Here is a 17,857-nt window from a genome sequence, read left to right on the forward strand (position 1 = left end):
CCGCCGACTCCGCCCCCGAACTGTCCCCGGCCGATGACGTGTACCTGCGGCTCCGTCAGCTCATGGGCGGGTGTCTCGCGCCTGCCCGCGATGAGCGGGAGGCCGCATAGCAGAGCGGGCCCCTACGACCGGATTGCGCCCGGCGAAGGAGCCCTGACCGAACCCGACCACCAGTCACAACGAAGAGGAAAGGAAGTCGGCCCGGCTATGGAGAAGAGTAACCCGAGCTACCCCGACTACGACGTTCACAGGTTCCTGCCGGACGTCGCCGAGCACAAGCTGACCGTCCTGCACGATGACGGCCTGTACCGGCACCTGCGCTTCCAGAAGCCCGGCACCGGCTTCTACTGGTTCGACCTGATCACCTGGCCGGGCAACCTCGCCTTCAAGGGCGACATGGGCGGCTTCATGTTCGCCCGCATCACGGACATGTTCGAGTTCTTCCGGGGGTCCCAGATCAACCCGGACTACTGGGCGGAGAAGCTGCCGGACGGTCGCGACAGCGTTCGGGACTACAGCTCGGAGCTGTTCGAGCAGCAGGTGAAGGAGCACGTCGCCCAGGCGATCCTCGACCGCGAGGCCCCGAAGGGCATCGGACGCGCGATCCGGAATCTGTTCGAGTGGGGCGACACCACCTGGGAGGACGGCGCTCGGGGCGAGCTTGAGCGTTTCGAGTACAAGGGCTGGCGCTTCGACGAGGTGTGGGAGTGGAACTTCCGCGACTACACCTGGCAGTACCTGTGGGCTTGCCACGCGATCCAGTGGGGCATCGGCCTGTACGACGCCGCTCGTGAGCGTGTGGCGGTGGCGTCGTGAGCGCCCTGATGACCCCCGAGCCGATGAGCGACGAGCGGATCGCCGAGATTCGGCGGGCATGGGACGGGGTGGACGCCGCCAGCCACCGCCTGACCGTCACCAACACCCGCACGCCGGGTCAGCTGTTCCATGCGCTGTCCCGCGCATCCAAGGACGTGCCCGCGCTGCTGGCCGAGGTCGAGCGGCTCCGCACCAAGCTGGCCACGGTCCTGAAGAACTACGAGGCTCTGCAGGGCGAGGCGATCACGCTGGAGGGCGAGCGCGACGAGGCCCGCATCGAGGCAGGGCAGATCCGCGCGGAGCTGGCTGAGGAGCGTGCCCGTCACGGTGAGCTGGTCGCGGAGATGCAGCGGGCACGCCAGACGGCAGACGAGGCCCGCGCCGAGCAGGTCCGCCTCGCCGAGCAGGTACGCGTCCTGGCCGGGCTACTCAGGCGCGGCAACCCGAAGGTGTTCTGCTCCAAGCACCCCAATCACGCTGAGCCCGGCTGCGAGGTCTGCCGAGACGCCGGGATCTTCCGGTCTGCCCTGGGCGAGCAGGACGGAGACCAGGCCGATGGCTGACACCTACTGGGACCACTCGTCCCGCCGCGAGATCAAGCGGCTGATCGACCTCGGCGACGCGGGCGCGATCCTCGATGACCTGCAGAACCGCGAGACCGAGTGGGACGACGCCCGCGAGGCGCTCGACTACCTCTTGCGGACCGCCCGCGCCGAGGCCGAGCGGCTTCGCGCCGAGCTGGAGGCCGACCGGTCCGTCGGCCACGGCGCGAAGCACTGGCACGACACCTACCAGCAGTCCATGAACGCGGTCGACGAGTTCTTCACCATGCTGCTGGCCCTGATGCCCGGCGCCGCCGATGAGGGCATGGACGCCTACGACCAGATCCCGCGCGGCATCGAGAAGCTCACGGCCGAGCAGGCCCGTCTCGCCGGGGAACTGCGCAAGGCCGCCGCCTACCTCATACGCCGCGCCGACCTCGACGCCGACCTGTCGCCCAGCGAATCCAGGACGCTCGCCTACGAGCTGCGAGACGCATCCGCCCCGGACGGGACGGAGGGTGACCAGTGAGTCATCTCATCGCCGGAATCATCGGCTTCTTCGTCCTCTGCACCGCCGTGTTCGTCGTCCTGTGTGTCCGCGCACCCATGGACACGGACCTGTGGGACGGCGGTGAGCCTCGATGACTGTCACCTTGTCCAAGCCCACCACCGCGCCGAAGCCCACCGTCCGGTGGGGTGTGGAGTTCGAGGGTTCCCCGTCCCCGGACCACGTGACCGTCTCAGTGGACGAGCAGACCGCACGCAGGTTCCTGCGGGGGCTGCTGTTCTGCGGCAACACTGACGCCCGCCTCGTCAGCGATGACGGCACCGGCTGGCACCCCGCCCCCATCGCAGGGGGTGCGGTGTGAGCATCCGGTACGAGAACCGCCGGCACGCGATCGCGGACCGGGTGATGGCCGCCTACGAGTGGCTGTTGAACCTCCGCCGTAGGGCGGTGGCCAGGTGACCGCCGCCCTGTCGCCCGCTGAGATCCGCACCGGGCAGCGACTCCGCGCCCTCTACGGCGAGGCTGCCGCGCACATCCTCGCCGAGGAGCAGGCCGCGGAGGCCGCGTCGGTGCCGACCGGGACCGCGATGGTCGCCGACCGGTTCGCTGACCTGACCGCCACCCCCGAAACGCGGGCGGCCTTCTCCGCCTACCTGGACCGGCTGGCATCCCTGCACCCCGACGACAACGCGATGGGCGCCTACATCGCCAGTGCCCGCGCCGCGATCGCTGCTGCTGAAGCTCCCTCCCTTCCGCCCCACCTGGAGGTGGCCTGATGGCTCTGCTCACCCTGCCGAAGTCCCCGACCCGCCGGGGGAAGCACGCGGCGCGGACGCCGCTGTGGCGGCAGATCGGGATCGGCCGCGCCCGGCATGACCTGACTGCCGCGCCGCTGGTGTCGCCGCCCGCCCCGGAACCTGCCGTCGAGCGGGCATCGGAACCGACCCCGGTTCGGGTGGTGTCGTCGGAGCAGGCCCGCACGCTGATCGGGTGGCTGTTCCCGCCCGGAGCGGACGGCCTGTACCCGCTCGACTGGCGATACGAGCCCGGCCGTGCGACCGCTCAGGTTGACCCGGGCCTGGTCCCGGACGCCGCCCGCAACGTCGTCCTCGCCTACGCCGCCGAGATGGCTGCCGCGTTCGTGCAGGAGCAGGTCGACGACCGGCTGCACATGCGGGTGTCCCGTGCCGTGGACGGCGTGCAGGTGACGGTGTGGGCGGACATCACCCCCGAACCGCAGCAGCTCGCTCTGCCGGCCGCTGAGCCGCCGGCGGACCCGGTCCTGCCGATCGAGGAAGGAGTGCGTCGCTGCGTCCTGGACGAGACGCAGACGTTCCCCGCGATCACCGACGACATGGAAGACCCCCGCACCTCCCCGGATGGCGACCCGGTTGAGGAGCCCACCGGCCCTGACCATGCCGCAACTCCGGACCCGGTCGCTGTCGCGGACGAGCCCGCCGGAGAGCGGTCCGCGGACCCTGACGCCCCGGCGGACGACGAGCCCGGCACCGAGACCGAGGACGACGACACCCCCGCCACCGACGGCGAGGACGCCGCGAGCACCGACACCTCTGACCCGCTTCCCCTGGGCGACGAGGACGAGCTGGAGGAGGTCGCTGTTCATGGATGAGGACATCGCCAGGCAGCTTCGCGAACCGTTCCCGGCGGAGAAGATCGGGAAGCTGCCGAAGCTGACGTGCGGCGCGTGCCGCGACTCACGCACCAAGAACTGCGACAACCACCGCAAGGAACGCTGTCGCATCTGCGGGAACTGGCTGTCGGTCCAGCACACCCACATTGACTACGTCGGGCACGCCGACATTACCGACCGGTTCCTGGAGGTCGACCCCGGCTGGGGCTGGGAACCGGTTGCTCGCGAGGTCGACAAGGACCTGCTCCGAGCCGCGATCGAGACCGGCAACCCGGACATCGTCAAGCAGGTCATGGACGCTGCCCCGCCGCAGATGGACTCCAACGGTGGCTTCTGGATGCGCGTCACCATCGCCGGCACCACCCGTCTCGGGTACGGCGACGGCGGCGGGAAGCGCGGCCCGGACGCGGTGAAGGTCGCGATCGGTGATGGGCTGCGGAACGCCGGGATGCGGTTCGGTGTGGGCCTGGACATGTGGCGGAAGGAAACCGACACCGGCGACGCGCCCCAGTCCCAGCCGCCGGCCGAGCAGCGCACCAACGCGCGGTGGCTGGAGAGCATCAAGTCTCGCATCGCCAAGGCCACAAGCACGGAGGAGCTCCGGACCCTCGGCAACGAGCTCGAGGCGAAGGTGCAGGGCGGGTTCTGCGAGCAGGACCACTACGACGAGGTGTGGCAGCTGGGCACGGCCCGGCTCCAGGAGGTGGAGCAGGCCGAGGCCGAACGCCCCGCCCCGCCCCCGGAAGAGCGGCAGGCGCCCCGCCCGGTGACGGCGGCCGACGAGTTCACGGCGCGGCTGAAGGCAGCGGACACGCTCGAAGACCTCGCTGACCTGAACGGTGAGGTGATGGCCGCGTTCAAGGCCGGGAAGCTCGACGTCAACGAGGGCAACGGCCTGCTCCGCGCGATCAAGAACAAGCAGCACGACGTCGGGACGAGGCCGGCATGACCGGCCCGGTGAACGGCAGCGGGTTCGTGTTCCTGGAGCCGGACGCGCACCTCACCCCCGCCGAGGTGGAGCGGTTCCTGAACCGGCTGTCGAACGAGATCGCCCGCGCCCAGCAGGCGCTGAAGGACACCCGGAACCGGGAACTGGACGCCAAGAAGACCTGGCAGCGGGAACGGGACCGGCTGCTGCTGTCGGACGCCTGCCCGAACGTGGGCCGCGCCTCCGGAGACGTCACCGTCGCTGAACGCGACGCATGGATCAACACCCAGCTCGACACCGAGCTGTGGATCTACAAGACCGCGAAGGTGCAGCGCGAAGACGCCGAGTCGTACGTGTGGGCGATCAAGGACCAGATCGAGGTTCTCCGTTCCATCGGTGTCCTCGCCCGCCAAGCCTTCGACCTGTCGGGGAGGGGGACACGGTGAGCAAGGACGACACCGCGCTGACGTTCGCGCTGCTGAAGGTGCTGTCCACACGGATCGGGAAGGCGAAGAAGAACGCCGACGCCGAGATCCGGGACGGCTGGCAGGTCAAGGACCGTAACTCTGCGGTCCTCCCTGATGGCACAAAGATCGGGTCGGTGACGCTCGCGAAGGGCAAGCTCACCGCCGACATCGTGAACCAGGACGCGTTCCTGGAATGGGTCCTGGCGACCCACCCCGATGCGGTCGAGCAGGTCACCGTCACCCGCGTTAACCCGGACTTTGCCGCCCGGATGGTTGCGTTCGCCCGCGCGACGGGCAGTACCGCCGACCCTGCCACGGGGGAGGAGGTCCCCGGCCTGCGGGTGCAGGAGGGCGACCCGTACGCGATGACGATCCTGACGGACGACGCTGCCGAGCAGGTCGCGAAGGCGTGGCAGAACGGTGAACTCACCGAACTGATCGCATCGCTGGTCCAGCCGGCCATCGAGGGCGGCGAGTCATGACCGCCCGTACCCACGACGCGACCTACGCCCCTCCCGCGGACCCGTATGCGGCCGTCCGCTGCCCTGGCTGCAAGCACCTGCGCTACGCCGACGAGGAGCCGGGCGACCTGTGCCGGTGGTGCGGTCCCGCGTGCGCGAACCACGGGACTCCGCTCGAGCGCGCTTGCGGGGGTGAGGCGTCATGAAGCGCAACAAGCCCCTGCCGCGCCGCACCCGGCTGACCGTGCGCAAGCCGCTCGAGCGGCACGCCCCGATCGAGGCCGCCGCCAGCCTGGCGCGCGTGACGCCGCTGGCGCCGGTGAGCAGGAAGCGCCGCGCCGAGAACCGCGAGCGCCGCAAGGTGGTCACCGCCACCTTCGGTGACGCGCCAGGCTGCGCCGCACCGGGCTGCGGGCGCCTCGCCGACGACGTCCACGAACCCCTCACCCGTGCACGCGGAGGCTCGATCACCGACCCGTCGAACATGGTGCCGCTCTGCCGCTGCTGCCATGACGCAGTGACGCTCGGGCCGACGTGGGCCTACGACCTGGGGCTGCTGCGCCACTCCTGGGACGGGGGCGATGCGGCATGAGTGTCCGTATCCCTCGCCCGGTGAACCAGGCCCTGGACACCGCCGCCCGGCACCCGCGCCGTCTCAACACGGTCCTCCTGGCGGGGCTGCTGGCCCTGGTCGCTGCGGTCGTGTGGTGGTCCCTGACCGCTGCGGTTGTCCTCGCCTGCCTGCTGGTGGCGTACATCGCCGGGGCTGGGTGGTGGCTGCAGGTGGCGCGACTGCGGGAGCAGGTCCGGCAGTGCGACTACGACCTGGCCGCTGCACGCTCGGAACTCCGGGCTCTGCGGCAGGGCGACCCGTCCGCGCCTACGGCTCAGCTCCGCCCGATCGGTGACCGGGGGGAGATCACATGACCGCCCCCTACTGGGAAGACGACGCCGTCGCCCTGTACCTGGGTGACTGCCTGGACGTCCTACGAACCCTGCCCGACGCGTCCGTGGACGCCGTCGTCACCGACCCGCCCGCAGGCATCAGCTTCATGGGCCGGGACTGGGACGGTGACCTCGGCGGCCGGGGCCGGTGGATCGCTTGGCACGCCGACCGGCTCGCCGAAGCGGTGCGGGTGCTGAAGCCGGGCGGGCACGCATTGGTGTGGGCGCTGCCCCGCACCTCCCACTGGACCGCGATGGCCGTGGAGGACGCCGGGCTGGAGATCCGCGACTGTGTGACCCATCTCTTTGGGAGCGGATTTCCCAAGAGCCACGACGTGGGGAAGGCCATCGACAAGGCGGCCGGAGCCGAACGGCCCGTGATCGGCGTCGCCGCCGACTTCGCCCAAGACGGTGCCGGGCGGCGAACCGACGGCAGCCACCTCGTCCCGCACGGGCATCAGGGCGGCCACGGCTACGGTGACAGATGGAGCGCGCCGGTTACCGCTCCCGCCACCGAGGAGGCGGCCCGTTGGGACGGCTGGGGCACGGCGCTCAAGCCCGCTGCCGAGCACTGGTGGCTGGCACGCCGCCCCCTCGCGGGGACGGTCGCCGCCAACGTGCTGGAGCACGGAACCGGCGCGTTGAACATCGACGGATGCCGCACCGCAGCCGGGCAGGACTACCGAGACAAGTGCGCCTCCGTAGTCGGTCTGGACTCCAACCGGAACGGTGACGCCTACGGCGACTGGCCCGGTGCCCGCACGGACTCGGCACATCAGGCTGGCCGCTGGCCCACGAACGTCGTCCTCAGTCATCCGCCCATCATGGTGGACGGCGAGGTCGTCGGGGACGCCTGCGCATCAGGATGCGTGGACGGCTGCCCGGTCGCCGAACTGGACCGGCAGAGCGGCATCACCACGAGCCTCGGCGGAAGCCGTGGCGCAGGTGGCCAACATGGCGCATACAGCCCGATCAATGCCCAGCATGACCTGAAGCCCGGCTTCGGCGACACAGGCGGCGCTTCCCGGTTCTTCCCGACCTTCCGCTACGAGGCCAAGGCCCCCGCGTCCGAGCGCCCCAAGCTGCCGGACGGAACCGCCTGGCCCACGGTCAAACCCGTCGCCCTCATGCGGTGGCTGGTCCGGCTCGTCACCCCGCCGAACGGTGTCGTCCTCGACCCGTTCGCCGGCACGGGCACTACCGCCGAGGCCGCCGTCACCGAGGGATTCCGCGCGCTGCTGATCGAGCGGGACCCGCAAGCCGCCGAGCTCATCAAGACCCGGCTCGCGAAACCGATCGCGCCTGTCCTCGACTTCGAGGGGGAGCGGACATGAGCGGCCCGGAGTTCGAGCAGACGGACATCATCCCCGCGCTCCGAGCGGACGACGTCACGGCGGTGGACGCGTTCGGGCCTGTCACTGGTGCGCGGCATCGCCGCCCGGCCCGGTCCCGGTTCCTGCCCATCGCGGGTGTGGTGGCGATCCTCATCGCAGCACTCGCCGTCGGGTACGCCACGTACACCCTCGGCGGTCACACCCCCACCGGGCCAAGCGCGGTGCCGTCGGCGGTGTCGGAGGAGCCCGTAGCGGTGGAGCCGGCGCCGTCGGTGTGGTCGCCGTCGGTGCGTCCGTCCCGGACGAGAGCGGACCGGCACCGGTCCCGGACACCGTCCCCGTCGCCGACCACTGCCACGCCCTCGTCGCAGCAGACGCCGACCCCGGCTGCCACTTCGCGCCCGCCCGCGTCGCCGACACCTGCCCGCACGGCCTCGCCGTCCGAGGAGCCGTCCTCATCACCGTCGACCAGCGGCACCCCGACTACGTCACCGTCCACCTCTCCGCAGTGGAGCCCATCGTGAACGATCTGGAACGACTCCGTGAGGAGAACGTGGCCCTGCGTCGGGCGCTGCTGCGGCTGCGCGCCACGAAGGACACCGCCGTGACGATGCTTGAGCTGGGCCACCGTCCGCAGGACGTGATCCGGTACCTGGAGGACGGCGTCAACGCCGCCGCCCGTGAGGTGCCGTCGCGTGAGGCCGTGTAGTGACCGGCCCCCAGTCGTCTCGCCCGCCGCGTGCCGGCTTCACCGCGGCGGGCGAGACCACCAGCACCGGGCAGGCGGGAGGCGCACCGGCCCCCGAGGGTGACCGCTCGCCTGCCCGGCCCGGCCAGCCCTGCATGTGCGGCCACGTGCTGGTGCTGCACGACATCTCCAAGACGGGGCAGCGCACCCGCTGCTCTGTGTCGTCCGGCCCGAAGGCCACCCGCTGCGGCTGCAAGAGCTTCGTGGCCGCCACCGAACCCCTCAACCAGGAGAACCCCTCATGAGCACCGGAATTCAGTGGACCCAAGAGACGTGGAACCCGACCACCGGGTGCGACCGCATCTCCAAGGGCTGCGACAACTGCTACGCCCTCAAGATGGCCAAGCGCCTCAAGGGCATGGGCCAGGCGAAGTACCAGAACGACGGCGACCCCCGCACCTCCGGCCCCGGGTTCGGCCTCACCGTCCACGATGACGCGCTCACCCTGCCGTATCGGTGGCGGAAGCCCCGCACGGTCTTCGTGAACTCCATGTCGGACCTGTTCCACGCCCGCGTCCCCAAGGACTTCATCCGCCGCGTGTTCACCGTGATGGCCGATACGCCGCAGCACACCTACCAGGTGCTGACGAAGAGGTCGACACGGCTGCGGCGCATCGCGCACGAACTGGAGTGGCCACCGAACGTGTGGATGGGCGTGTCAGTGGAGGACGACACCCAGATGCACCGCGTGGACGACCTTGGTGAGGTGCCAGCGGCAGTGCGGTTCCTGTCGCTGGAGCCGCTCCTCGCGCCGCTCCACGGCCTGGAACTCGCGTCAGTCGACTGGGCCATCGTCGGCGGCGAGTCCGGCGGCGGTGCCCGGCCGATGCGAATCGAGTGGGCCCGCAACATCGTGACGCTCTGCCAGGACGCGAACGTGCCCGTGTTCGTGAAGCAGCTCGGCTCGGTATGGGCGAGCGACTGCTTTTGGGGCGGACAGAGAGTCGCCGCACAGGGCGACCCGAAGGGCGGCGACCCCAAGTACTGGCCGAGTGACCTTCGTGTCCGCGAGTTCCCCCACGCGACGACGGAGGTGGCGTGATGACCGTCAGCCAGGAGGCCGCCCGCCTTGGAAGGTCCGCGTTCACTAGGTCGGACTGGGCATGGCAGGAGTCCGCGAACTGCCGTGGTGCCGACCTCACCCTGTTCTTCGGCACCGAAGGTGAACGCGCCGGCGACCGCGCCATCCGGGAGCGGAAAGCCAAGCAGGTCTGCGCCGGCTGCCCCGTGATGGCTGAGTGCCTGGAGGAGGCGTACCGGGAGCCGCGCCAGCACGGCGTGTGGGGCGGGATGGGCCCGGAGGAGCGGACGGCGGCGCGTAAGAACGTGATGCGCCGTCGGCGTGAAAAGGGCGCGGCATGAGCGCGCCGCACCCGATCGTCCTCGAAGCCGCCCGCCGCCGCATCGAGCTCGGTCTCACCGCCGAAGACATCCACGCCGACACCGGCCTGGCCGCCTCCACCATTCGGAACTGGGAGGCAGGCCGCCGGGCCCCGATGCTCGGTGCGTTCGACGCTTATCTCCGCGCCAACGGGTTGCGGCTCACGGTCGTGCCGCTGGAGCAGCCGGTGGACGTGGTCGTGGGGGACCAGATCCCGTTCGGCGAATTGATCGTGTGCAGGTCAGAGAAGTACTGCCCCGGCTGCCGACAGGTTCGGTCGCGCAAGAACGACTTCCACGCTGACAGGACCCGCGGGGACGGGCTCGTGCCGTACTGCAAGTTCTGCGTGTCGGAGCGGCGGCAGGCACGCAAGCAGCGCACCGACCTCATCAAGCAGCGGGAGGTTGCGTGATGTCAGCGCTTCTTCGGCTGCGTGATCCGGCTGATGTGGTCAGGCGTGTAGAGGTAGTCAACCAGGCGGGCCAGGTCAGCCGGCCCGATGCCCTCTTCCTCGCGAGCCTTCCGGAACAGCTCGGCAAGCCGCTCACGGTGCCGCGCAAGCGCGGCATCCGCGCGCCTGAAGGCTCTGGCCTCCTTGACGATCTCTGCGCTCACGTCCACGACCCCCATGTTGGCATGGCGAAGTCCCTAAGTCACATCCCGATCCCGCCCCCCGTCCTTAGTTCACGATACCTGATCGCCGCATTAGATGACGACATGACATCGCGATCCGATGTCGCTATGGTGGGTCGTGTAATCGAAGAGTCCAAGCTCGATCAGCCAAGGCGGTGCATGGCTGGCAGGGGTGGGGCCTGGCAAGGCGAGGCAGGGGCACGGCGGAGAGCTCACCAACTGAAAACGGGACCCCGGAAAGTCCAGGGTCCCGCTCCATCGACAGGAGGAATCATCGCATGAAGGTTCGACTCACGGCGACTGGTACGAGGCCGCTGCTGCTGCACAACGTGCAGTTGGCGTCGCCCCTCAACCCGTACGCGAAGCGACTGAAGGCGCTCAACTCCAAGCGGACCAAGACCGACGAGGACCGTATGGAGATCGCGCGTGTCGAGTTCGAGGGGTCCCTGTACTTCGACGACGTGGTCGGCCCGTACATCCCCGGCCAGAACCTCTTCCGGTCACTGGTCGGCGGGGCGCGGCTGAACAAAGCCGGCAAGAAGATCGAGCGCGGCGTGTCCATCGCGGACTTCCAATGCCCGCTGATCTACGACGGGCCACGGACGGTCGAGGGCCTGTGGGGCGGCGGCGAGTCCCAGTTCGTCGACATCCGCCCGGTGACGGTGCAGCGGAACAAGGTCGACCGGTGCCGTCCGATCTTCCGGGAGTGGGCGATCGAGGCGGAGATCGTGATCGACCCGAAGGCGATCGACCCGGACGAGTTCAAGGAGGTCGCGCGTCTCGCGGGGGAGATGGAGGGGCTCGGGGATTTCCGGTCGATGTTCGGCAGGTTCGCCGCTGAGGTCGAGGAGCTCTGACCTTGGCTTCCCTGGGCAGGGCACGGCAGTGCTGGGAGCGGCATGGCTCGGCTGTGCGCGGCACTTCGTGGCAAGGCCGGGCGGGGCTTGGGCCGGTGACGGCGGTTGGTCGGGGGCTTCGGGCCCCGGCCTTCCGCTGCCCCCGGGGTAGCCAGCGGCATGGCTGGGAGTGGCGCGGCGTCACGGGGCAGGGCATGGCTCGCTTCGCCACGGCAGGGCTTGGGATAACCGGGTGTCCAGCAGCCACCGGAGTGCGAGGCTCCGGCGCCCACGCACGGCCAGGACGGGCTTGGTCGGGTCAGGCACCGCTTGGCGCGGACAGGCGAGGTTGGGCCTGGCGAGGCAGGGATCAACGGGCGATCGGCAACCACCGGGATTCGAGGTCCCGGCGCTCGCGCAGTTCCGGGCGTGGCGCGGTTCGGCTTGGCCGTCAAAGGCCGGGATTGGCTAGGCGTGGCTCGACCGGGTGCGGCTGGGATCGGCACTGCATGGAGGGCGACCAGCAGACATCGCGGTGCGAGTCCGCGACGCCCACTCTCTGGGCGAGGTCGGGCGGGTTTTGGCATGGCGTTGTACGGCGTGGTCTGGCGGGGCCGGGAGGGGCACCGCTTGGCGAGGCGAGGGATCAACGGGCGGCTGGCAGACACCACGGTTCGAGTCCGTGGCGCCCACGCACGCCCCTTCTGGGTGTGGCTCGGCGGGGCACTCCTCGGCGGGGTGCGGCTCGGCAGAGCAAGGCGCCGCATGGCCCAGCGGGGTTGGGCGAGGCAGGGATCTACAACCATCGGGAGGAACAGTGAAGCCGTTCGAACCCAAGGGTGATCTGCCCGAGTGGCAGCTCATCTACCAGCGCGTGTCCACCCTCGATGAGGGGACCGTGCTGACCTACGACGACCTGGACGAGATCCTCGGCCGGGACTTCCGCTCGGACCGGTCACCGATCTACCGGTGCATCACCGAACTGGAGAAGGCCGACCACAGGACCCTCGCCACCGTCCGCGGCTCCGGCTACCGGATCGCCGCTGCGAACGAACACGAGCGCCTCGCGGTCGGTCACCACCACCGGTCCCGAAGGCAGATGCGCAAGGCCGTCTCCAAGGCCGCCAGCGCCGACCGATCGAAGCTCACCCCCGAGGAGCGGAAGCGGATCGACGGGCTGGAGATGAGCCTCCGCCAGCACGCCGACATGATCCGCCGGCTGGAGGCCCGGGACGAGCAGCGACAGGCCGAGATCAAGGCGCTCCGCCGCGACACTTCGGCTGACGTTGCGGAGATCTCCGAGCGCGTCGACCGGCTGACCGAACTTCTGGAGCGTCACGGGGTCACAGCGAAGCCAGACGCGGCTGCCTGACAAGCACAAAAGCAACGCAAGGCAAGGCAAGGCAAGGCCAGGTACGGCCCGGCACTTTCGGGCTCGGCGTGGCAAGGCCGTGGCTAGGCATGGCATGGGCTTCACATTTTCATCCGCGATCTCACTGGAGGGATCCCCAACCTGATGGCTGGCCGCAACGAAGCGAGGATCTTCGCCTCCATCTGGAACGACGAGGCGTTCCTCGCCCTTTCCCCGCGCGAGCAGCGCATGTACTTCTTCCTGCTGTCGCAGCGGGACTTGAGCTTCTGCGGAGTGCTCAGTCTCCGCATGCGGCGGTGGGCACGTTCCGCGAAGGGGCTCACGGCCGCTCAGGTTCAGGAGGACTTGGAAGGGTTGGCGCAACCCTTCGGGCAAGGGTCCCCCGAAGGGGCCTCGGGTGAGCCGGGCCGGCCGCTGATCGTGGTCGACGAGGACACCGAGGAAGTGTTCATCCGGTCGCTGATCCGGCACGACGGCATCTGGAAGATCCCGAACCTGCTCAAGTCGGCGCGGGAAGCAGCGACCCTCGTTGAGTCGCCCACGATCCTCGCGGAGCTGCTCTACGAGCTTCACCGGATCCCGGTGGAGCAGAGCGAGTCCAAGCACGTCAGGGCTGTCCTGGCGGACTTCATCGCGGATCTTGAACGGGCGCTCGATAAGGGTTCCGGTAACCCTCCGCCTAAGGGTTCCACTAACCCTTCCGGCAACCCTAAGACGAACCCTTCGGGTGAGGGTTCACAGGGGATAGGGGAAGGTAACGGTAGTAGTTACAGGGACCCCCATACCCCTGAAACCCCTGACCCCAAGAACTCTTCCTCACCGGCTCCGCCGACGAAGGACACGGACGGGGTGGGCTCAGAGGGCGGTTCCGACTCGGACGCACTCCCCGGCATGCCGTCGCCGCCTGCCCCGCCCAAGTTCCCGACGCCCGGTTCGGACGACGACCCCGACTGGGTGAAGTTCTGGTCGATCTACCCGAACGGTTCGAGCAAGGCCGACGCGCGCAAGGCGTGGGCGAAGGCCGTCAAGAAGGCCGCCCCCTTCGTGATCATCGCCGGGGCTGAGCGGTACCGCGACCTCGTCACCCGCGAGAACCGCGAGAAGAAACACATCAAGCACGCCAGCGGCTGGCTGAACAGCGAGCGCTGGAACGACGAAATCAACCTCCCCCCGGCACCCACGTCCGGCTCCTACGTGCCGCCCCGGGACTCCTACGACAAGGAGAGCTACATATGAGCCTGTACAAGGCTGAGGCCGATGCCGAGTGGCTGGAAGAGCGCCGCCGGCACCGCCTGTCGCTGATCCAGCAGCAGCGCCCGCAGCGGCTCCGTGACACGGGCGACCTTCACCCCGACGTTGCGGCGTGGGGTGCGCGGCTCCTGACCGGCACCGCGGGGAACCTGCTGCTCGGTGGCCCGACCGGGTCGGGCAAGACGTGGGCGGCGTGGGAGGTGCTGGAGCGGGCGGTCGCGGCCGGGTTCGAGGGCCGGATCATGTTCGCCGCCTCGGCGGAGTGGCGCGACACGATCGCGCCGCCGGTGGACCGGGCCCGCCTGGACCAGATGCGGCAGGCCGACGTCCTCGGCCTCGACGACCTGGGCGCCGGGCGGGTCAACGAGTGGGAGCTGGAGTGCCTGCTCGGTGTCGTGGATGACCGGTGGGCAAACGGCCGCCCGGTCGTGACGACGTCGAACGCGCAGTCGCTCCGGGCGACGCTGGGGGAGCGGATCGCGTCTCGGCTCGCTGACGGTGCGACCGTGGTGATCCTCGACGGCGCGGACCGTCGGAGGTCCCGGTGACCCACGACGACGAGGGCGGGTTCGAGCAGCTTCCGCCGAACGACATTGAGGCGGAGGCGTGCGCGCTGGGTGCGGCGATGCTGTCGCCGGACGCTGCCGGGCAGGTCGCCGAGATGCTGCGGGTGGATGACTTCTTCCGGCCCGCGCACCAGATCATTTTCCGGGCGCTGCTTGCGACGTATGGGCGGGGTGAGCCGGTGAACCCGGTCACGGTCCGCGCGGAGCTGCCGAGGCAGGCCGACGGTCCCGAGCATGTCCCGGACGGCATGTACCTGCACCGGCTTGTGGAGCAGGTCCCGATGGTGAACGCGGTCGGGTCGTACATCACGCAGGTGCGGAACGTCGCGAAGCTCCGCGGCCTCGCGGTCGCCGGCCCGCGGATCACGCAGCTCGCGTACGCGTCGGCTGCGGCGGACGCGGACGACGCCGCGGACATCGCGAACAAGCTCCTCGATGAAGCGACCGCAACGTCGACACCGTCGGTGGCGCGGTCGGTCGCGGACATGGCGATGCCGTTCATGGAGTCGCTGGAGGCCGGCGGGGACCAGCGCGGGGTGGCGTCGGGGTGGACGGACCTGGGGCGGCTGGTGCCGCGGTTCCGGCCGGGGCAGCTCATCACGATCGCGGCGCGGCCGGGGGTCGGGAAGAGCGTGGCCATGGCGTGCATCGCCCACTACGTGGGGGTGAAGCTCGGCCTGCCGGTGTTCGTCGGGACGTTGGAGATGTCCACTGACGAGTTCATGGCGCGGCTGGTGTCGCATGACGCGAAGGTGAATCTGAAGCATCTGCTGGAGCCGGAGCTGCTGACGGAGGACGACTGGGAGCGGCTCGCCCGTTCGCTGGACCGGCTGCAGTCAGCGAAGACGCTGGTGATCGACGACACCCCAGCCATGGGGATCCCGCACGTTCGGGCGTCGCTGCGGCAGATGCGCCGCACGGGCAGCCCGGCGGCGCTCACGGTCATCGACTACCTGCAGCTGATGGAGTCGCCGAAGAAGGTCGAGTCCCGGCAGGTGGAGGTGTCGCAGTACTCCCGCGGGTTCAAGCTCCTGGCGAAGGAATTCGAGGTCCCGATCATCGTCGGGTCGCAGCTGAACCGGGACGTGGAGCGCCGCGCGGACAAGAAGCCGATCCTCGCTGACCTGCGGGAGAGCGGCAGCGTCGAACAGGACTCCGACATCGTGATCATGCTGAACCGCGATGACGTGTACGACCCGGAGTCGCCGCGCGCCGGGGAGATCGACATGTACGTCGAGAAGAACCGGAACGGCCCGAAGGGGCTGGCGACGCTCGCGTTCCAGGGCCACTACTCCCGCATCGACGACATGGCCGCACGGGACAACTGGACCCCTCACGGAGTTGTGTCATGACCGCGGTCGAGTTGGAGTTCCTCTGCGACGTGTGCGGCGGCCGGATCGATGACGGCGCCGGGTGTCTGGAGATCCGGTTCGGTGAGATCCAGGCGTACCGGGAGGCGAAAGCCGAGTGGGAGCGGGTCCACGGGACCGGCACGGTTCACAGGATCGGTGAGCTGCTGACGTTCCCGGAGATGGTGCCGTGGCGGCTGTACCACGACCGGTGCAACCCGGACCCGGACGCCGGCGGCTACGACGTGGACGTCAGCCACGTGCGGACGTGGCGGGAACTGCTGCTGTGGACGTCCCGGCTGATGGCGAAGAACTGGCTGGCGCTCACGGACTGGCCGCAGGTGATCGGTGCGGCGGCTGAGGGCCGGTCGGGGCGGATCAAGGAGCTGGCGGCGGGTGACGCCGCATGATGCACAAGACCTGCCTCACCTACGAGAGCCCGTCGGAGCCGTGCCGGAGGCAAGCGGTCGAGGCGCCGCTCGCAGGGTGCGTCCACGAGCACGTGGTTCCGCAGCCGGTGTGCCAGTACCACATTGAGGACCTGATCGAGGGCCGTCTGTTCTGCGGTGCACGCCATGACTGCGCTGACCCGCATGACTGCCCGCTGGTTGTGGTCGCGGCTGTCCGGGGTGGTGCCGCGTGACCGCCTCGATCATCCGTGCCGACGCCCGGCGCTTGCCGCTCCCGGACGAGTCCGTGGACCTCATCGTCACCTCACCGCCGTACTGGGGGCTCCGGTCCTACACCGATGGCGGCCGCCACTACGACGGGCAGGTTGGCGCCGAGCCCACACCGCAGGAGTACATCGCGGTGCTGCTGGACTGCACCCGCGAATGGGCGCGTGTTCTGAAGCCGTCGGGGTCGATGTTCGTGCTGCTCGGCGACAAGTACGCCAACCGCACCCGCGGCGCCTGGCGGGGCTCGTCGGACGGGTACACGTGGCGCGCGGCCAGCCCGCGCTATGTCCGGCCGAAGGACATGCCGGAGAAGTCACTGATGCTGTTGCCGGAGCGGTACCGGATCGGCGCGGTGGACGACCTTGGCCTGATCGCCCGGGCGGTTGTCATCTGGGACAAGCCTTCGGCGATGCCAGAGTCGGTGACGGACAGGGTGCGGCGCTCCCACGAGGACTGGGTGCACCTGACCAAGGAGCCGTACTACTTCAGCGCTGTCGACGAGATCCGCAAGCCGCACGCTGCGCCGCGGCGCAGGGCAGGCCGGAGCGCTTTCAACGCGCGGAACGTCAACCACGTTCGGACTGGGACGGGCGACTACCACGGGCAGCACCCGCTCGGTGCTCTGCCGGGGTCGGTGTGGGAGGTCGCTACTCAGCCGCTCCGGGTCCCTGAGCATCTCGACACCGAGCACTTCGCTGCATTTCCGCCAGCGTTGATCCAGAGCATCGTCCTCGGCTGGTCGCCGTCCGGCATCTGTGCCGCATGCGGTGAAGGACGCCGGCCCGTCGTCGACAAGCCTGGCCTGCTCGGCGGCGACAACAATCCCGACAGTCGCAACGGCTCACGGCGCCGCTCCACCATGGACGGCGGCCGTGACGAATGGGCAGCCCGCATCGCGAAGCCGGACCGCATCGTCGGTTACGCCTGCGCGTGCCCCGAATCGACTGCGCCGACCTGCCCGGCGGTCGTGCTCGACCCGTTCGGCGGCACAGGAACCACTGCCCTCGTGGCCGATGTCTACGGCCGCCACGGCATCTCTGTCGACCTGTCGCACGACTACGGGCGCCTCGCCCGCTGGCGGACTACCGATCCGGGTGAGCGTGCTCGGGCGCTGGGTGTCCCGAAGCCTCCTCCTGTGCCGGATGGGCAGGACTCGCTGTTTGAGGAGATCGCATGACGCCCCTGCAGAGGCCCGTGATTCGGGTGGTGCCGGGTGTGTGCCCGATCCCTGCCCGTGAGGGTGCGTGTGGTGGCCGGGCGCGGTTCTTCGCGTGCGGGTGGCGCTGCGACTCCCACAAGCCGGGGAGGCGACCGTGACCGCGATCCTCGCCGCCGCCGCGTTCATCGCCTTCGTGATTTCCGGGGTTGCGGGCTCGTACTCGCTGCCCCCGA

At 69.7% G+C, this 17,857-nt stretch carries 25 protein-coding genes; 24 read left to right on the top strand and 1 reads right to left on the bottom strand.

Translation table 11 applies throughout. The features are described from left to right. The first annotated feature begins 207 nt into the window (after positions 1-207). The 17 genes from AB0K34_RS13510 to AB0K34_RS13590 all read left to right on the top strand — a co-directional run bounded on the left by AB0K34_RS13510 (position 208) and on the right by AB0K34_RS13590 (position 10,193). Positions 208-816, top strand: a complete 609-nt coding sequence (locus AB0K34_RS13510; protein ID WP_364548129.1) for a hypothetical protein — start codon at positions 208-210, stop codon at positions 814-816. Continuing rightward, on the top strand, positions 813-1,379 hold the full coding sequence (locus AB0K34_RS13515) for a hypothetical protein (RefSeq protein WP_364548131.1): 567 nt from the start codon (positions 813-815) through the stop codon (positions 1,377-1,379). The genes AB0K34_RS13510 and AB0K34_RS13515 overlap by 4 nt, the downstream gene beginning before the upstream one ends. Beyond that, positions 1,372-1,887 (top strand): hypothetical protein, encoded by a 516-nt coding sequence (locus AB0K34_RS13520; protein ID WP_364548134.1) that lies wholly within the window; start codon positions 1,372-1,374, stop codon positions 1,885-1,887. The genes AB0K34_RS13515 and AB0K34_RS13520 overlap by 8 nt, the downstream gene beginning before the upstream one ends. 112 nt (positions 1,888-1,999) lie before the next feature. Then, positions 2,000-2,227: a hypothetical protein gene (locus AB0K34_RS13525; RefSeq protein ID WP_364548137.1), complete on the top strand. Its 228-nt coding sequence runs from the start codon at positions 2,000-2,002 to the stop codon at positions 2,225-2,227. 94 nt (positions 2,228-2,321) lie between these two features. Beyond that, entirely contained in the window at positions 2,322-2,642 is a 321-nt protein-coding gene (locus AB0K34_RS13530; protein ID WP_364548140.1) for a hypothetical protein, read from the top strand. Continuing rightward, a complete protein-coding gene (locus AB0K34_RS13535) occupies positions 2,642-3,496 on the top strand; it encodes a hypothetical protein (protein ID WP_364548143.1) in 855 nt (284 codons plus the stop codon). Before AB0K34_RS13530 ends, AB0K34_RS13535 begins: the two co-directional genes overlap by 1 nt. Then, on the top strand, positions 3,489-4,466 hold the full coding sequence (locus AB0K34_RS13540) for a hypothetical protein (protein ID WP_364548146.1): 978 nt from the start codon (positions 3,489-3,491) through the stop codon (positions 4,464-4,466). Before AB0K34_RS13535 ends, AB0K34_RS13540 begins: the two co-directional genes overlap by 8 nt. After that, a complete protein-coding gene (locus tag AB0K34_RS13545; RefSeq protein ID WP_364548148.1) occupies positions 4,463-4,891 on the top strand; it encodes a hypothetical protein in 429 nt (142 codons plus the stop codon). The genes AB0K34_RS13540 and AB0K34_RS13545 overlap by 4 nt, the downstream gene beginning before the upstream one ends. Next, positions 4,888-5,394, top strand: a complete 507-nt coding sequence (locus tag AB0K34_RS13550; protein ID WP_364548151.1) for a hypothetical protein — start codon at positions 4,888-4,890, stop codon at positions 5,392-5,394. Before AB0K34_RS13545 ends, AB0K34_RS13550 begins: the two co-directional genes overlap by 4 nt. A 181-nt stretch (positions 5,395-5,575) precedes the next feature. After that, positions 5,576-5,965: a hypothetical protein gene (locus AB0K34_RS13555; protein ID WP_364548153.1), complete on the top strand. Its 390-nt coding sequence runs from the start codon at positions 5,576-5,578 to the stop codon at positions 5,963-5,965. 20 nt (positions 5,966-5,985) lie between these two features. Beyond that, a complete protein-coding gene (locus AB0K34_RS13560) occupies positions 5,986-6,300 on the top strand; it encodes a hypothetical protein (RefSeq protein WP_364548156.1) in 315 nt (104 codons plus the stop codon). After that, on the top strand, positions 6,297-7,652 hold the full coding sequence (locus AB0K34_RS13565) for a site-specific DNA-methyltransferase (RefSeq protein WP_364548159.1): 1,356 nt from the start codon (positions 6,297-6,299) through the stop codon (positions 7,650-7,652). The genes AB0K34_RS13560 and AB0K34_RS13565 overlap by 4 nt, the downstream gene beginning before the upstream one ends. Positions 7,653-7,926: 274 nt before the next feature. After that, positions 7,927-8,361, top strand: a complete 435-nt coding sequence (locus AB0K34_RS13570) for a hypothetical protein (protein WP_364548161.1) — start codon at positions 7,927-7,929, stop codon at positions 8,359-8,361. Continuing rightward, complete coding sequence (locus AB0K34_RS13575; RefSeq protein WP_364548163.1) at positions 8,361-8,645, top strand: hypothetical protein; 285 nt, start codon at positions 8,361-8,363, stop codon at positions 8,643-8,645. Before AB0K34_RS13570 ends, AB0K34_RS13575 begins: the two co-directional genes overlap by 1 nt. Continuing rightward, entirely contained in the window at positions 8,642-9,442 is an 801-nt protein-coding gene (locus AB0K34_RS13580) for a phage Gp37/Gp68 family protein (RefSeq protein WP_364548165.1), read from the top strand. The genes AB0K34_RS13575 and AB0K34_RS13580 overlap by 4 nt, the downstream gene beginning before the upstream one ends. Continuing rightward, on the top strand, positions 9,442-9,762 hold the full coding sequence (locus AB0K34_RS13585) for a WhiB family transcriptional regulator (protein WP_364548168.1): 321 nt from the start codon (positions 9,442-9,444) through the stop codon (positions 9,760-9,762). Before AB0K34_RS13580 ends, AB0K34_RS13585 begins: the two co-directional genes overlap by 1 nt. After that, entirely contained in the window at positions 9,759-10,193 is a 435-nt protein-coding gene (locus AB0K34_RS13590; RefSeq protein ID WP_364548171.1) for a helix-turn-helix transcriptional regulator, read from the top strand. Before AB0K34_RS13585 ends, AB0K34_RS13590 begins: the two co-directional genes overlap by 4 nt. Positions 10,194-10,195: 2 nt before the next feature. Here AB0K34_RS13590 and AB0K34_RS13595 read toward each other — a convergent pair whose 3' ends face one another. Next, on the bottom strand, positions 10,196-10,402 hold the full coding sequence (locus AB0K34_RS13595) for a hypothetical protein (protein WP_364548174.1): 207 nt from the start codon (positions 10,400-10,402) through the stop codon (positions 10,196-10,198). 290 nt (positions 10,403-10,692) lie between these two features. Between AB0K34_RS13595 and AB0K34_RS13600 the strand changes: the two genes are divergently transcribed. The 7 genes from AB0K34_RS13600 to AB0K34_RS13630 all read left to right on the top strand — a co-directional run bounded on the left by AB0K34_RS13600 (position 10,693) and on the right by AB0K34_RS13630 (position 17,642). Next, positions 10,693-11,271: a hypothetical protein gene (locus AB0K34_RS13600; RefSeq protein WP_364548177.1), complete on the top strand. Its 579-nt coding sequence runs from the start codon at positions 10,693-10,695 to the stop codon at positions 11,269-11,271. Positions 11,272-12,067: 796 nt separating this feature from the next. Then, complete coding sequence (locus AB0K34_RS13605) at positions 12,068-12,622, top strand: hypothetical protein (protein WP_364548180.1); 555 nt, start codon at positions 12,068-12,070, stop codon at positions 12,620-12,622. A gap of 144 nt (positions 12,623-12,766) precedes the next feature. Then, positions 12,767-13,858 (top strand): hypothetical protein, encoded by a 1,092-nt coding sequence (locus AB0K34_RS13610; protein WP_364548183.1) that lies wholly within the window; start codon positions 12,767-12,769, stop codon positions 13,856-13,858. Further along, complete coding sequence (locus AB0K34_RS13615) at positions 13,855-14,421, top strand: ATP-binding protein (RefSeq protein ID WP_364548186.1); 567 nt, start codon at positions 13,855-13,857, stop codon at positions 14,419-14,421. Before AB0K34_RS13610 ends, AB0K34_RS13615 begins: the two co-directional genes overlap by 4 nt. Continuing rightward, complete coding sequence (locus AB0K34_RS13620; protein ID WP_364548189.1) at positions 14,418-15,791, top strand: replicative DNA helicase; 1,374 nt, start codon at positions 14,418-14,420, stop codon at positions 15,789-15,791. Before AB0K34_RS13615 ends, AB0K34_RS13620 begins: the two co-directional genes overlap by 4 nt. Continuing rightward, the gene (locus AB0K34_RS13625; RefSeq protein ID WP_364548192.1) at positions 15,788-16,198 is read left to right on the top strand and encodes a hypothetical protein; all 411 of its coding nucleotides are present in this window, start codon (positions 15,788-15,790) and stop codon (positions 16,196-16,198) included. The genes AB0K34_RS13620 and AB0K34_RS13625 overlap by 4 nt, the downstream gene beginning before the upstream one ends. A 229-nt stretch (positions 16,199-16,427) precedes the next feature. Continuing rightward, positions 16,428-17,642 (top strand): site-specific DNA-methyltransferase, encoded by a 1,215-nt coding sequence (locus AB0K34_RS13630; protein ID WP_364548195.1) that lies wholly within the window; start codon positions 16,428-16,430, stop codon positions 17,640-17,642. Positions 17,643-17,857 lie beyond the last annotated feature (215 nt).

The sequence above is a fragment of the Actinomadura sp. NPDC049382 genome (genome assembly GCF_040677125.1).
GTDB classification, from domain to species: Bacteria; Actinomycetota; Actinomycetes; order Streptosporangiales; family Streptosporangiaceae; genus Spirillospora; species Spirillospora geliboluensis.

Bases quoted from the DNA above. Each gene is read 5' to 3' on its own strand.
- AB0K34_RS13510 (WP_364548129.1), top strand. From the start codon at position 208: ATGGAGAAGAGTAACCCGAGCTACCCCGACTACGACGTTCACAGGTTC.
- AB0K34_RS13520 (WP_364548134.1), top strand. From the start codon at position 1,372: ATGGCTGACACCTACTGGGACCACTCGTCCCGCCGCGAGATCAAGCGG.
- AB0K34_RS13525 (WP_364548137.1), top strand. From the start codon at position 2,000: ATGACTGTCACCTTGTCCAAGCCCACCACCGCGCCGAAGCCCACCGTC.
- AB0K34_RS13535 (WP_364548143.1), top strand. From the start codon at position 2,642: ATGGCTCTGCTCACCCTGCCGAAGTCCCCGACCCGCCGGGGGAAGCAC.
- AB0K34_RS13540 (WP_364548146.1), top strand. From the start codon at position 3,489: ATGGATGAGGACATCGCCAGGCAGCTTCGCGAACCGTTCCCGGCGGAG.
- AB0K34_RS13545 (WP_364548148.1), top strand. From the start codon at position 4,463: ATGACCGGCCCGGTGAACGGCAGCGGGTTCGTGTTCCTGGAGCCGGAC.
- AB0K34_RS13555 (WP_364548153.1), top strand. From the start codon at position 5,576: ATGAAGCGCAACAAGCCCCTGCCGCGCCGCACCCGGCTGACCGTGCGC.
- AB0K34_RS13565 (WP_364548159.1), top strand. From the start codon at position 6,297: ATGACCGCCCCCTACTGGGAAGACGACGCCGTCGCCCTGTACCTGGGT.
- AB0K34_RS13580 (WP_364548165.1), top strand. From the start codon at position 8,642: ATGAGCACCGGAATTCAGTGGACCCAAGAGACGTGGAACCCGACCACC.
- AB0K34_RS13585 (WP_364548168.1), top strand. From the start codon at position 9,442: ATGACCGTCAGCCAGGAGGCCGCCCGCCTTGGAAGGTCCGCGTTCACT.
- AB0K34_RS13590 (WP_364548171.1), top strand. From the start codon at position 9,759: ATGAGCGCGCCGCACCCGATCGTCCTCGAAGCCGCCCGCCGCCGCATC.
- AB0K34_RS13600 (WP_364548177.1), top strand. From the start codon at position 10,693: ATGAAGGTTCGACTCACGGCGACTGGTACGAGGCCGCTGCTGCTGCAC.
- AB0K34_RS13610 (WP_364548183.1), top strand. From the start codon at position 12,767: ATGGCTGGCCGCAACGAAGCGAGGATCTTCGCCTCCATCTGGAACGAC.
- AB0K34_RS13615 (WP_364548186.1), top strand. From the start codon at position 13,855: ATGAGCCTGTACAAGGCTGAGGCCGATGCCGAGTGGCTGGAAGAGCGC.
- AB0K34_RS13625 (WP_364548192.1), top strand. From the start codon at position 15,788: ATGACCGCGGTCGAGTTGGAGTTCCTCTGCGACGTGTGCGGCGGCCGG.